Below are 13,293 nucleotides of genomic sequence, written 5' to 3'. Positions count from 1 at the left end.
CAGGTGCTTCAGAAGCTGTATTATTTACATCATTTTTCTTATTTACACCATCTAACGACTTCATTGTCGGGAAGAGCAGAACATCACGGATCGCAGGAGAGTTGGTCAGCAGCATTACCAGACGGTCGATACCGTAACCGATACCGCCGGTAGGAGGCATACCGATCTCCAGTGCGTTCATGAAATCTTCATCGGTCGTATTGGCTTCCTCATCGCCTGCTGCCAGTGCAGCTTCCTGCGCCTTGAAACGCTCTCTCTGGTCGATGGGGTCATTTAACTCGGAATAAGCATTACACATTTCACGTCCGTAGATGAACAGCTCGAAGCGCTCTACATAATCAGGCTTGTCCGGCTTTCTCTTGGTCAGAGGAGAGATCTCTACCGGATGATCCATGATGAATACGGGCTGGATCAGATGCTCTTCTACGAACTCCTCGAAGAACAGGTTCAGGATATCGCCCTTGGCATGACGCTCTTCGTAGTGCACACCCTTCTCGTCTGCCAGCTTCTTCGCTGCAGCGGTATCGGGAATCTGGTCGAAGTCAACGCCTGCGTATTTCTTGACAGCATCTACCATGGTCAGTCTCTCGAAAGGCTTGCCCAGGTCGATGGTCTCTTCTGCGTAAGGGATCACGGTAGTACCGCATACTTCCTGTGCCACATAGCGGAACATGTTCTCAGTCAGATCCATCATTCCGTAATAGTCGGTGTATGCCTGGTACAGCTCCATCAGTGTGAATTCCGGATTGTGTCTGGTGTCCAGACCTTCGTTACGGAATACACGGCCGATCTCGAAGACACGCTCCATGCCACCGACGATCAGTCTCTTCAGGTACAGCTCCAGGGAGATACGCAGCTTCACGTCCTCATCCAGCGCATTGTAATGGGTCTCGAAAGGTCTTGCTGCCGCACCGCCGGCATTGGATACCAGCATGGGGGTCTCTACTTCCAGGAAACCCTGTCCGTCCAGATAACGGCGGATGGCACTGATGATCTTAGAACGCTTTACGAAAGTATCCTTAACATCCTGATTCATGATCAGGTCGGTATAACGCTGACGATAACGGATATCGGTATTGGTCAGGCCGTGGAACTTCTCAGGCAGGATCTGTAAGCTCTTGGACAGCAGTGTTACCTTTGCCGCATGTACGGAGATCTCGCCGGTCTTGGTCTTGAAGACTTCGCCCTCGATACCTACGATATCGCCCACATCATATTTTTTGAAATCCGCATAGGACTCTTCTCCGATGCTGTCTCTTGCTACATATACCTGGATATTGCCGGGCAGATCCTGTACATTACAGAAGGATGCCTTACCCATGACACGTTTGGACATCACACGTCCGGCGATGCGGACGGTCTTGCCTTCCAGTTCCTCGAAATTGTTCTTGATATCGGTGCTGTGATGGGTCACATCATATTTGGTGATCTGAAAAGGATCCTTGCCTGCTTCCTGCAGGTTCGCCAGCTTCTCGCGCTTTACCTTAAGCAGCTGATGAATATCCTGCTCCTGTACATTTGTGTTCTGTGTATCTGCCACTTTTTTCCACTCCTTACTCTGTCTTACTTACTCAACGTTACTTCTCTGGATCTCCAGAATCTTATATGCGAATACACCTGCGGGTGTCTCTACTTCTACGGTATCGCCGACCTTATGACCGATCAGTGCCTTACCTACGGGGCTTTCGTTGGAAATCTTACCCTTTAAGCTGTTGGCCTCGGTGGAACCTACGATCTTGTACTCCAGTTCTTCACTATACTCCACATCCAGAATCTTAACGATACATCCGATGTTGATCTTGTCCAGATCTACCTCATCCTCTACAACGACTTCTGCGTTCTTCAGGATCTTCTCCAGTTCTTCGATACGGGCTTCGATGTCTCTCTGCTCATCCTTCGCTGCATCGTACTCAGCATTCTCGGACAGGTCTCCCTGCTCTCTTGCTTCCTTGATCTTCTGGGCTACTTCCTGACGCTTTACCACCTTCAGATCGTGTAACTCTTCCTCATATTTTCTGAGGCCTTCGTAGGTCAAAATGTTTTTCTTTTCCTGCATGATACCGCACCTTCCTGTTTTCTATATTTTGTACTGCCGACACTCCCGGCAACTATACTAGCCTAATCAACCGAGTTATTATACCCATTTTTGCTGATGGTGTCAAGGTATTCCTGGGCTTTTCGAGGGTCTTTCCACTCTTTTTTCATGGAAAAATAACGGATCTGCGGACATTGTACCAGGGCCCGGTGCTCCTTGTCCTCCGATGCCGGAAAATCCAGCCAGATACTGCCTGCTGCCAGTCCGCCGCCGTAGACCTTTTCATTGTCGCAAAAATCCAGTACCACGCAGGGTTTCGTCCCCTGCAGCCGTACTCGTCCGTAGTCCGCAGTTTCCGCAAGCAGCCGGATCTCCGGGATCAGACCGTACTCATCCTCCAGTTCCCCGGTCAGCCACTCTTCCTCCTCCCGGTATTCTCTTTCCGTAAGATACCATTTCATGCTCTGCAATCTGGCAGCATAGCGGAGCACGACATAAGGCAGATACGGATTTCTCCCCAGCAGAACCAGATCCGGCCACGCCGGATAGCCGCCCGGTCTCTCCCCGTAGCGCAGCAGATGTTCGATCCACTCCTGTTGCAGATAATCCCGGAATTCCCTTCCGAAATAAAAAGAAAGAGGCTCACGGCACACCACATAGGTGTGATCCGGATCCTCTGTCAGTTCCTGTAATTGTTCCCGGAGCTTTAGCTCCGTGAGCTTTAGCTCCGTGAGTGCCAGCTCCGCCTGTTCTTTATCCATGCCTTCCGTTCTGGCTACCGACACTCTGACCAGATGATAGTCCGGGAAAAAATATTCCGTCCGGCTCACAGTCACCACAGGATGCCGGTCTTCTCCCTTTTTCCACAGGAAGGGCAAAAATTTCTTCAGTTTTCCCCGGCGCAGTTCCGCTTTTTCCTCCGGCGGTGTCCCGCACATCGCTGTCCGTCGCGCCGGATAGAGATACAAAATAGTGTCCATGCTTCATTGTATGCAGTCATCCCAATTATATGCACCACACCGCGCACAACATCATATCATGCAAGGTCTGCCTCATAATGCATTGCTGTATCCAAAATCCGCACTACACTTCGTCCGGAAAGATTTCCTGCACTCCCCGGATCAGTTCGTCCATTTTCTCCATGGTATTGATGGTCTGGCGGAAATGAGCGGAATGGGGCATTCCCACCGTATACCAGGACAGGTGCTTGCGCATCTCCCGGACACCGGTGTATTCTCCCTTGTATTCCAGCTGCAATGCCGCATGGCGCAGGATCATTTCCCGCTTCTCCCGGTTCGTGGGTCTTGCCGGGATCGTGCCGTTCGCAAGATACGACACTACCTCCCGGAAAATCCAGGGATTGCCCTCTGCCGCCCGGCCGATCATGACACCATCGCAGCCGGTCTGTTCCAGAATGGCTTTTGCTTTTTCCGGACTGTCCACATCCCCGTTGCCGATCACTGGAATCTTCACTGCATCCTTCACCTGTGCGATAATATCCCAGTCTGCCTGTCCGCTGTAGTACTGGGCTCTAGTCCGTCCGTGCACCGCCACTGCCGCCACACCGCAGGCTTCCGCGATCTTCGCGATCTCCACGGCATTGACATGGTCATCATCAAAGCCCTTGCGGATCTTTACCGTCACCGGTTTGTTGATGGCCTTTACCAGTGCCGTCAGAATCTGCTCCACCAGCTTCGGATCCTTCATCAGTGCCGAACCTTCCCCATTGTTCACGACCTTCGGCACCGGGCAGCCCATATTCAGATCCAGTATGGAAAAAGGACGTTCCTCGATCCGTTTTGCCATCTCCGCAAGGATCTGGGGATCTGAGCCGAACAGCTGCAGGGAAGCCGGCACTTCCTCGGGATGGATCTCCATGAGACTGTCCGTATTTTTATTGTTATAATATATGGCTTTGGCACTGACCATTTCCATGCACACCAGCGCCGCTCCCATCTCCCTGCAAAGCAGGCGGAACGGCAGGTCGGATACTCCCGCCATGGGTGCCAGGATCACCGGGTTGTCCAGGGTCACATTACCAATCTGTAATTTTTTCATGCTGTCCTTCCTATTTCTTTTTGTTTCTGTTTCCTTTCCCTACTACTCACAATACCGCCTGCGATCCTCCCGATGCCACCCGCCAGCAGACGGCCGTAATACTCCATACTGCATGCCGCGCTGGGAAGGATCATGACGATATAGGGATACACATAACGGCTCTTGGCCTCCCAGAGGATCGTAATGAAAAAGCCGCCCAGAAAAATAATCCCCGGAAGTACCTGTACACCTTTCAGTTTTCCCAGCAGGATCCTCAAATAATATCCGAAAACCGCCAGATATACCATTCCCTGAAAACGGTTCAGGAATGCCAGTGCTCTTTCATTGGCCTGTCCGGTATAGAGGTCTTCCACCCAGCCTTGCGGCCGGTACTGGTATCTGGTCTGGTTAAAGCTGCAATAAGTAGGCTCGATCCACTGGATCAGCAGTTTCTCCTTGAGAAACGTAACGGCTGCCACGGGATCCTCCTGCCATTTTGCCAGACACTGCCTGATATCTCCTTTGGCCACTTCTGCTGCCTCTATGCTGTCATACCCGGCCTGCAGATAAGTGTCCAGATTATAGTCATTGTAGGTTCCCGGCCCCTTCAGGGCGTCGGGATTCTCCTGCATTCCCATGGCAACCCACAGAACATACGGAGCACCGGAACCATATTCCCGGTCAAGCTGTCCTTCCGCCATGTGACAGAGAGTCGTTTTCCCCAGCAGCATGACTGCCAGCACCACGCAGAGCGCCGGCAGTCCCTGCCATTTTTTACTGCGAAGCAGCACCAGGATCTGCATGATGACCATGGCGATCCATACCACCAGCAATACATTTCTGGTCGCATACGCCAGTCCCATGAACAACGCGACGGCACTCCACAGTAGTCCCTTCTGCCACACCTTTCCCTCCGGCCGGTTGGCCATCAGGTAACACCAGATGGCACACAGGACGCTGCAGGTTCCGATACTCTCACCATAGATAAACAAAGCATAGCAATACACCGGCAGGAACAAAAGCTCCGCCACAAGATACAGCAGTTCCGCTGCCCTGCTTCCCGACAGTTCCCGCACGATCCTAAATCCAACATACAGCGTGATGCCTCCGCAGACCGCCTGTACCTGTTGGATCACGAGCCGTTCCGTGGAGCCTGCCACACGGAAGATTAAGGCGAAGATCTCCGCCAGTCCCAGCTGGAACGGATAGATACCATAGTAATCCTGTGCCAGCACCCATTCCGCATCACCGTCCGCCAGTGCCATAGCTGCTCTTTGCACATAATACTGGTCCGCAATGCTCTCCGCTCCGGCGGCCCTCGCAAGCCTTATCCCTAGAATCACTGCTGTCACAGCTCCCAGAACTGCCAGCAGATGCAGTGCCCACGCCGGGATCTTTTTCATCACTCCGGACAGAGCCCCGCATACCGCCACCAGCACTACGCCGACAAGAGCATTCCAGAGGATACTGTCTTTTTCATCCAGATAATATTCCGGTTCCACCAGCCTCTTCGTATATTTCCAGGAATAAAACAGCAGGAACAGCATTACTGCTGTTCCGATGGCTGCCATAATCTTTGTTGCTGCTTTTTCCAGCTTTATCATGTCATTCCCCTATCAACGTCTGTTCTTGTCGTAGATGATCCGCAGTCCATCCAGTGTCAGAGAACTGTCATAGATATCAATGCTGTCGGTCTCGTCCGCAATGGCACGGCCTAAGCCTCCGGTGGCCACGACCTTCAGCTCCGCAAGCCCGCTCTCTTCCTTTACCTTGCGGATAATGTATTCCGTCTGACCGATCTGACCGTACATGAGTCCTGCCTGCATACTGGTAATGGTCTCCTGTGCCAGGATGGTCTTCGGCTTACGGATCTCAATATTCGGCAGCTTCGCCGTCTCTTTCCACAGAGCCTCCGAACTGATCCGGATACCGGGAGCAGTGATTCCTGCAGTAAAACGTCCGTCCTCCGTGATCAGATCATAGGTGGTCGCCGTACCGAAATCCAGTACCAGCACCGGTCCGCCGTATTTCACATAAGCTGCCACCGCATCCACGATACGGTCCGCACCGATGGCCCGGGGATCCTCGGTAGCGACCTTGATGCCGCTCTTCACACCGGGGCCCACGATCAGTGGTTTTGTCTTGAGATAACGGATGATGGAACTGGTCAGGGAATGCATCACATCTGGCACTACGCTGGCAATGATGACTCCCTCGATGTCCGTCACTTCGATACCGTTATTTTTTAGCAGCTGGGTGATCATGATCCCGTATTCATCTGAGGTTCTGGGGGTCTTCGTCATGATCCGGAAGGTGGCTTCCAGCTTTTTCCCCTGAAAGACACCCATGGTCATATTCGTGTTGCCTACATCAATGACAAAAATCATTCATCGTCCTCCTCATCCAGCAATGCGGATACATCTTCTTTTTTGATAAACACACGGTAATACAGACTCAGGGACTCGAAAAGCTCCTGTCTGTTCCTACGGATCTCAGAGATCAACAGTCCGGAAGAGATCTCATCATAATAGATGTCATCATCATCCGCATTGGTCTCCATGACCACATTTCCATCCTCCTCAAAGGCAATGGTAAAGACACCGCCCACTTCCTCGGTGAAGAGCACGCAGATCACATGCAGCTCCTGCTTGATGGAATCCGGAATCATCTTAAATTGTTCTTCGTTAAAATAATATTTCTTCTCATAGGCGTTGGCGCCGCAGAGTACGATCTTGTTCTCGTCCATAGTTCTATATCCTGTTCTGTCTCAATTCTGTCACGGACTATCTATTCCAATCTTTTTATTCCGGTCTTTTCATCCGGCTGTCCGTCCTGCCTTCTGCCATCCCGGAAAATGCTGTACCTGCCTACACATACCCATAGATTCCGCGGACCGATACCTCTCCGGCATAGACTTCCTCCACAGTGCCGTCCGGTCTCTCCACCAGAAGCTCTCCCTGGTCGTTGATGCCTCTGGCAATGCCGCGGTATTCACCCTTGGGATCCAATACGCAGACTTCCCTGTCCTGATTTACCAGAAGTTCCGCATAGGAGGCCCGCAGACCTTTCAGGTCATGGGTCCGTAAAAAGATCTCGTAATCTTCCTCGAAGGCTTCCATAATATCCGCAATCAGCTGACTGCGGGAAATGCGGAAGCCGCATTGTTCATCAATGGCTGCTGCCCGGTCCCGGATCTCCTCGGGAAATTCCTGCTTACGCACATTGATGCCCACACCAATCACAATATGCTGGATATACCCCTGCTCCATGCTCATCTCCGTGAGAATGCCGCAGACTTTTTTCCCGTCCACCACAATGTCGTTGGGCCATTTGATCCCGACTTTGGCTGCTGCCTCTTCGCTGTCGCAGCGCAGTGTCTGCCGGATGCCCTTCGCCACCGCCAGTGCCATGACTAACGTCAGCATCGGTGCACAGTCCGATGAAAAATCCGGTTTTAACATCAGGGTGTAATAAATATTTGTTCCTGCGGGGCTCTCCCAGCCCCGGCCTCTTCTGCCGCGTCCGGCGCTCTGCATATCCGACACCACCAACAGGCCGCTCTCCGCGCCCTGTTCCGCTTCCAGTTTGGCACGGATATTGGTGGAATCGATACTGTCAAAAAACTGTAAAGGATGTGCCACCCATTTCGTCTTTAATCTGCTCTGGATATCCGCCTGGTTGTAGACTTCCTCCGTCTGATCCAGCAGACGGTAGCCGCGGTTCTGTACCGCTTCAATGACATAGCCTTCTTTTTTCAGTTGTCCGATGGCTTTCCATACCGCAGTTCTCGATACACCGAACTGCTCGCAGAGCTCCTGCCCGGAGACATAGGCCTCGCTTTCCGGTGCTCCTGCTGCCACCCGATCCTTCTTTTCCCGAAGAAGCTCTAAAATCTTTGCTTTCATACTCATAAAGTCGCCGCCATCACTGCCTTAATCGTATGCATACGGTTCTCAGCCTCTTCAAACACCAGAGACTGGCCGGATTCAAATACTTCATCGGTCACTTCCATCTCAGTGATGCCGAAACGCTCACCCATCTGGGCACCGATCTTGGTCTTCAGATCATGGAATGCAGGAAGACAGTGCATGAAAATGGCCTGCTCGCCGGCATTGTCCATGACTGCTTTATTCACCTGATAAGGAGACAGCTCCTTAATACGCTCGGTCCATACTTCGTCGGGCTCGCCCATGGATACCCACACGTCAGTGTATATCACGTCCACATCCTTCGTGCCCGCCTTCACATCCTCGGTCAGGGTAATACTGCCGCCGGTCTGTGCCGCAATGACCTCACACTCCGCTACCAGCTCCTTCGCCGGGAAATATTTTGCGGTGGTACATGCGGTAAAGTGCATGCCCATCTTCGCGCAGGCTACCATCAGAGAGTTACCCATGTTGTAACGGGCGTCTCCCATGTAAGTCATGCGGATTCCCTTCAGATGTCCGAAATGTTCACGGATGGTCAGAAGGTCTGCCAGCATCTGGGTGGGATGGAATTCGTTGGTCAGGCCGTTCCATACGGGCACCTTGGAATATTTTGCCAGTTCCTCCACAATATCCTGTCCGAAGCCACGATATTCGATACCCTCGAACATGCCTGCCAGTACTCTGGCAGTATCGGCAATGCTTTCCTTTTTGCCGATCTGGGATCCGGTGGGATCCAGATAAGTCGTTCCCATTCCCAGATCATGGGCTGCCACTTCAAAAGCACATCTGGTACGGGTACTGGTCTTCTCAAAGATCAGCGCTACATTCTTGCCTCGGAGAGTATCTACGGGGATTCCTTTTTTCTTCTTATCCTTCAGGTCTGCCGCCAGATCCAGCAGATATTCGATCTCTTCCGGTGTAAAGTCCAGTAATTTCAAAAAATCGCGTCCCTTTAAATCCATAATACTCCTCTTTTCCGAAGCTTTCCGGCCTTGCGCCCGCAGCCTCTGTTTTCTGATTTTGTCCATTGATATCCCTGTTACGAACGTTGCCTGTAACAAGCTATATGTAATCAATATACTTCATTATTCTGTGTTTTTCAACCCCTCGCGTTTATCCCCCGTCATTGTTTTTTGTGAATCCGACATAAAAAAGCCACCCTCCGTATTTCCCGGAAAGTGGCTTTGGTTTATCGTTTTTTAGTTTACTTATTCTGCCTTTTTGCCTGCGGCTGCCTTGAAGGTCTCTGCCACGCTGGCAATGCCCTGCAGCTCTGCGGGCAGCAGGATGGTGGTGGCCTGGCCGTCAGCTACCTTTTCAAAAGCTTCCAGGCTCTTTAACTTCAGGACTGCGGCATCTGCGCCTGCTTCCTTCAGCATCTTGATACCGTCGGCATTTGCCTGCTGTACCTTGAGGATGGCTTCGGCTTCACCTTCTGCCTCGCGGATCATCTTCTCCTTCTCAGCTTCCGCACGAAGGATGGCTGCCTGCTTATCTGCCTCTGCACGAAGGATTGCGGACTCCTTGGCACCTTCTGCCTCCAGGATCTTAGCCTTCTTCTCACCTTCTGCACGGGTAACAGCTTCACGTCTCTCACGCTCTGCCTTCATCTGCTTCTCCATGGCATTCTGGATCTCTGCGGGAGGGATGATGTTCTTCAGCTCCACACGGTTGACCTTGATACCCCAGGGATCGGTGGCGATATCCAGTGCCGCACGCATCTTGGTGTTGATGGTCTCACGGGAAGTCAGGGTCTGGTCCAGTTCCAGGTCACCGATGATATTACGCAGGGTGGTGGCGGTCAGATTCTCAATAGCCATCATGGGATTCTCTACACCGTAGGTGAACAGCTTGGGATCTGTGATCTGGTAAAAGACTACGGTATCGATCCGCATGGTTACGTTATCCTTGGTGATTACGGGCTGGGGTGGGAAATCCGCTACCTGCTCTTTTAAATTGACTTTTCTGGCTACCTTATCGATGAACGGGATCTTCAGATTGAATCCTACATTCCAGGTGGACTGATAAGCACCCAGACGTTCGATCACGTAGGCCTGTGCCTGAGGCACGATCTTGATACAGGATACACAGATCCATAATACTAAAACGACAATAATGATTAATGCTACCATTTTTCCTCCTTCTGCGTACATTCGTGTACGCTGCGTACCTCTGTACGCGCTTTTCCCTCATGTATCCGTGTTACACGATTCTTAATTCTGTGACTCCGGTACTTCCCCGGTGACCTTCGTCATCTGCGGATCCACCTTGACGATCAGCTTGACACCACTGACTGCCATGATGTCTACCACCGTTCCGGGCTGTAGATTCAGTCCGTCTTTTTCGGTTCTGGCGCTCCACTCCTGGCCGCCCACCGTTACCTGTCCGATGCCCTGCAGATTGTCGATCTCACTGGTCACGATTGCCTGTCTGCCGATCATACTTTCCACATTCGTCCTTACGCGGTCTTTGTTGAAATATCTGACTGCGACAGGTCTGGTGAAAAATAACAGCAGCAGAGACACTGCAAAAAATAACAGGATCTGCAACCAGATCGGTGCCTGCAATGCGGCGGCAATCACTGCCACAACGGCGCCTCCGGCGAACCAGATGCTCGTCAGTCCCAGAGTGGCGACCTCCACACCGATCGATACGATCAATACCACAAGCCACAAGGTTACCATTTCACTCATGTGATCACTCCTTTGGTTTTGTAGTTGTATCCAGTGTACTACAAATATTCTTCTGTGACAACAGCTATTGGTGCACGATACGGGATTCTATTGTGCTCTTCTCATTCCTCATTTCATCCGGCGGATCGGCTCCTGCCTGTACGTTAAAAGACGGTACCCCTGTTCCGGGATACCGTCTCTGTTGTATGCGCTGTTCTTTTGTGTGCCACTTAGTAGAAGACGTGGTTACCGATGACCAGTCCGTCACGGCCGTTGTTACGTCTGAAGTGGGTCATGTCTCCTACATTGGAGACACCGGAGATGGCTTCCTGGGCTGCCTGAACACAGCTTGCGGAGATCCTGCCGGATTCGTATACGGTATTTACCTTACCGTTCAGTGCTGGAGTAAACTGTCCGGAGGCGTAGATAACACCGTGGATACTATTGGGATATGCTCCGCTTCTTACACGGTTCATAACTACGGACGCTACCGCCAGCTGGCCTTCGTAGCTTTCACAGCCTGCTTCACACTGTACCAGTGCGGCCAGCAGCTGCGTGGTATCCGCATCGGTGGTATATTCGCCGTAGTTGACGTGACGCTTTGCTTCACGCTCTGCGGCTTCTCTTGCCTTGATCTCCTCCAGTGTCTCACCGGAGTCGATCTGGAAATCTACAGTTACATATTCCGCAGCCACATAACCGTCTGCGCCTTCGTAGTCAATACAGACCCATTCCGGGTTGCTGTTGTCTACTACATCTGCGATGTCTCCCTTGGGAAGAAGTCCCAGGACACCGGCTTCCTGATCCGCTTCCGTTCTCACACGGAGGGTCTCCGTATTGATCTGTGCGATCATCCTGCCTACATCGTTGGCCAGTGCTCTGGCGTCATCTCCGAACAGGAGATATTCGTCCTTTGCCCAGCCGATCAGAGTGCCGGACTGGATCTTGGTCCAGCCGTCCTTACGCTCCAGGATGGTACCTCCACAGTCCTTGTAGAGTTTACCGACCTTGGATGCTTCCTCGCTGGCATCGCTTCTTACATTCACGGCATCCCTTACGTTCGCCATGACCAGACCGGAACTGATCTCTTCCTCTGCCGGGAAGGTCAGGTTCAGTTCCTTCACCGTAGCGTTGATCACCTCAGTGCTGTTCCTGGAACCGGGATCCAGGATGGATGCAATACCACCGTTCAGATCATTTACATAATTTTTTGTATTGCCCGCCTGTGCGGTCATGCTCATCTGCATGCTCAGGAAGAGAGAACAGAGCAGTCCTACGCATACAACCAGCATTCTTCTGCTTTTTGTCATCTTGATACACGCCTTTCCCACAGGAAGATTCCCCGATGGGTGTGATACCTGTGGATCTCACCAGTGAATAGTATATGCTGAAATTATTAAGATTTTCACCGGTTTGTTACAAAAATATTAAATTTGTTACGCGAGATATCATAACAGATGACAAAATTTTTGTCAAGTTTTGGGACTTTGGGCGCTATTTAGCCATGACTGCTCGGTTTGCGCCATTCGCAAAATCATGTTAACATGATTTTGCTCTCGACTCTGTTCATGGTCGAGCTGTCACTACATGCTTTTGGACTTCTCAATGCAGGCATCCATGGCATCCATGACAGCGGCGCGCATGCCTTTTTCCTCCAGTACCTTGACTGCCTGGATCGTGGTTCCACCGGGGGAGCACACCATGTCCTTCAGTTCTCCGGGATGTCTGCCGGTCTCCAGCACCATCCTGGCACTGCCAAGGACGGATTGTGCTGCGAATTCATAAGCCTGTTTTCTGGACATTCCGGCGGCTACTGCCTCGTCTGCCATGGCTTCAATGAACATGAACACATAGGCCGGGGAGCTACCGCTGACACCTACGACTACATCCATCAGCCGTTCCGGTACCACACTGGCAATGCCGAAGGAACGTAACAGTGCCAGTACCTGCTCCATGTCTTCCTCCGTGACGTTTTCTTCCGCACAGACGCCGGTGCAGCCTTCCAGTACCAGTGCCGGAGTATTGGGCATGCAGCGGATCAGCTTCAATTCCGGTCTGCCGAAAGCCTCTTTCAGATAGTCCAGAGTTCTTCCTGCCGCAATGCTGACGATCAGGGTATCCTCTGCCACGACATCTTTGATCTGGTCGATCACCTCCGGGAAAAAGATGGGTTTCACTGCCAGGAACAGAATGTCTGCCTGTGCCGCTACGATTTTGTTATCCGTTGTTGTGTTAATATTAAATTTTGTTTTAACTTTTTCTACTGTTGTTTCCGTTCTGGCTGAACCAATGATGTCCTCCGGAGCTGCAATTCCTTTTTGCAACATTCCTCCGATCATGGCAGTGGCCATATTTCCCAGTCCGATAAATCCGATCTTCATGATATCTTTCCTCCTGTTCTGTCTTTCTTCTATTATTATGATGTCGGGGTCAAAAGCCCCCGACTTTGATGCCTACGGATTGTTCCGTGCTACGCACTCCCACAATCCTACCCAATATTCGCATATCGTGGGATTATCATCCCACTTTTATGCTCATATCGGGGCGGGTCCTAAGGTCTTTCACCCACCTATGAGCAAGCTCATGTGGGCTTAGACCTTTTGACCCCGACATCATAATT

The 13,293-nt window shown here is 51.6% G+C and carries 13 protein-coding genes; all 13 read right to left on the bottom strand.

Features of this window, described 5'->3' with window-relative positions:
- A partial coding sequence (gene lysS / locus ACLTOH_RS13670; protein ID WP_412224261.1) for a lysine--tRNA ligase occupies positions 1-1,540 on the bottom strand: 1,540 nt, incomplete at its 3' end.
- Positions 1,541-1,567: 27 nt separating this feature from the next.
- Positions 1,568-2,056 (bottom strand): transcription elongation factor GreA, encoded by a 489-nt coding sequence (greA, locus tag ACLTOH_RS13665; protein ID WP_022311889.1) that lies wholly within the window; start codon positions 2,054-2,056, stop codon positions 1,568-1,570.
- Between the two features lie 62 nt (positions 2,057-2,118).
- A complete protein-coding gene (locus tag ACLTOH_RS13660) occupies positions 2,119-3,015 on the bottom strand; it encodes a hypothetical protein (RefSeq protein WP_145985583.1) in 897 nt (298 codons plus the stop codon).
- Between the two features lie 103 nt (positions 3,016-3,118).
- Positions 3,119-4,093, bottom strand: coding sequence for a tRNA dihydrouridine synthase DusB (gene dusB / locus ACLTOH_RS13655; RefSeq protein WP_022311891.1), 975 nt, complete (start codon positions 4,091-4,093; stop codon positions 3,119-3,121).
- Positions 4,090-5,676, bottom strand: a complete 1,587-nt coding sequence (locus ACLTOH_RS13650; protein WP_412224260.1) for a hypothetical protein — start codon at positions 5,674-5,676, stop codon at positions 4,090-4,092. The genes dusB and ACLTOH_RS13650 overlap by 4 nt, the downstream gene beginning before the upstream one ends.
- 12 nt (positions 5,677-5,688) lie before the next feature.
- Positions 5,689-6,459: a type III pantothenate kinase gene (locus ACLTOH_RS13645; protein WP_022311893.1), complete on the bottom strand. Its 771-nt coding sequence runs from the start codon at positions 6,457-6,459 to the stop codon at positions 5,689-5,691.
- The gene (locus ACLTOH_RS13640; protein WP_022311894.1) at positions 6,456-6,818 is read right to left on the bottom strand and encodes a DUF6145 family protein; all 363 of its coding nucleotides are present in this window, start codon (positions 6,816-6,818) and stop codon (positions 6,456-6,458) included. Before ACLTOH_RS13640 ends, ACLTOH_RS13645 begins: the two co-directional genes overlap by 4 nt.
- Before the next feature lie 121 nt (positions 6,819-6,939).
- A complete protein-coding gene (locus ACLTOH_RS13635) occupies positions 6,940-7,977 on the bottom strand; it encodes a biotin--[acetyl-CoA-carboxylase] ligase (RefSeq protein WP_412224262.1) in 1,038 nt (345 codons plus the stop codon).
- 2 nt (positions 7,978-7,979) lie between these two features.
- Positions 7,980-8,963 carry an ornithine carbamoyltransferase gene (argF, locus tag ACLTOH_RS13630; RefSeq protein WP_148446306.1) on the bottom strand — a complete coding sequence of 328 codons (984 nt, stop codon included), beginning with the start codon at positions 8,961-8,963 and terminating at the stop codon, positions 7,980-7,982.
- A 246-nt stretch (positions 8,964-9,209) separates the two neighbouring features.
- Positions 9,210-10,133, bottom strand: a complete 924-nt coding sequence (locus ACLTOH_RS13625; RefSeq protein ID WP_022311896.1) for an SPFH domain-containing protein — start codon at positions 10,131-10,133, stop codon at positions 9,210-9,212.
- 81 nt (positions 10,134-10,214) lie between these two features.
- Positions 10,215-10,694 carry an NfeD family protein gene (locus ACLTOH_RS13620; protein ID WP_022311897.1) on the bottom strand — a complete coding sequence of 160 codons (480 nt, stop codon included), beginning with the start codon at positions 10,692-10,694 and terminating at the stop codon, positions 10,215-10,217.
- A gap of 209 nt (positions 10,695-10,903) precedes the next feature.
- Complete coding sequence (locus tag ACLTOH_RS13615) at positions 10,904-11,983, bottom strand: cell wall hydrolase (protein WP_118730659.1); 1,080 nt, start codon at positions 11,981-11,983, stop codon at positions 10,904-10,906.
- Positions 11,984-12,256: 273 nt separating this feature from the next.
- Positions 12,257-13,054, bottom strand: coding sequence for a pyrroline-5-carboxylate reductase (gene proC, locus ACLTOH_RS13610; protein WP_412224259.1), 798 nt, complete (start codon positions 13,052-13,054; stop codon positions 12,257-12,259).
- Between the last annotated feature and the right edge of the window lie 239 nt (positions 13,055-13,293).

Origin of the sequence: Waltera sp. (assembly GCF_046969025.1) — a bacterium.
In the GTDB taxonomy this organism is placed as follows: domain Bacteria; phylum Bacillota; class Clostridia; order Lachnospirales; family Lachnospiraceae; genus Acetatifactor; species Acetatifactor acetigignens.
Note: the sequence above shows the minus strand (reverse complement) of the source record. Positions and strands in the feature narration are given on the sequence as shown.

What these genes read in the sequence shown, in the direction of transcription:
- ACLTOH_RS13625 (WP_022311896.1), bottom strand. Translation starts at nt 10,133, where the DNA reads ATGGTAGCATTAATCATTATTGTCGTTTTAGTATTATGGATCTGTGTA.
- argF (WP_148446306.1), bottom strand. Translation starts at nt 8,963, where the DNA reads ATGGATTTAAAGGGACGCGATTTTTTGAAATTACTGGACTTTACACCG.
- greA (WP_022311889.1), bottom strand. Translation starts at nt 2,056, where the DNA reads ATGCAGGAAAAGAAAAACATTTTGACCTACGAAGGCCTCAGAAAATAT.
- ACLTOH_RS13640 (WP_022311894.1), bottom strand. Translation starts at nt 6,818, where the DNA reads ATGGACGAGAACAAGATCGTACTCTGCGGCGCCAACGCCTATGAGAAG.
- ACLTOH_RS13650 (WP_412224260.1), bottom strand. Translation starts at nt 5,676, where the DNA reads ATGATAAAGCTGGAAAAAGCAGCAACAAAGATTATGGCAGCCATCGGA.
- proC (WP_412224259.1), bottom strand. Translation starts at nt 13,054, where the DNA reads ATGAAGATCGGATTTATCGGACTGGGAAATATGGCCACTGCCATGATC.
- ACLTOH_RS13660 (WP_145985583.1), bottom strand. Translation starts at nt 3,015, where the DNA reads ATGGACACTATTTTGTATCTCTATCCGGCGCGACGGACAGCGATGTGC.
- ACLTOH_RS13620 (WP_022311897.1), bottom strand. Translation starts at nt 10,694, where the DNA reads ATGAGTGAAATGGTAACCTTGTGGCTTGTGGTATTGATCGTATCGATC.
- ACLTOH_RS13645 (WP_022311893.1), bottom strand. Translation starts at nt 6,459, where the DNA reads ATGATTTTTGTCATTGATGTAGGCAACACGAATATGACCATGGGTGTC.
- ACLTOH_RS13615 (WP_118730659.1), bottom strand. Translation starts at nt 11,983, where the DNA reads ATGACAAAAAGCAGAAGAATGCTGGTTGTATGCGTAGGACTGCTCTGT.
- dusB (WP_022311891.1), bottom strand. Translation starts at nt 4,093, where the DNA reads ATGAAAAAATTACAGATTGGTAATGTGACCCTGGACAACCCGGTGATC.
- ACLTOH_RS13635 (WP_412224262.1), bottom strand. Translation starts at nt 7,977, where the DNA reads ATGAAAGCAAAGATTTTAGAGCTTCTTCGGGAAAAGAAGGATCGGGTG.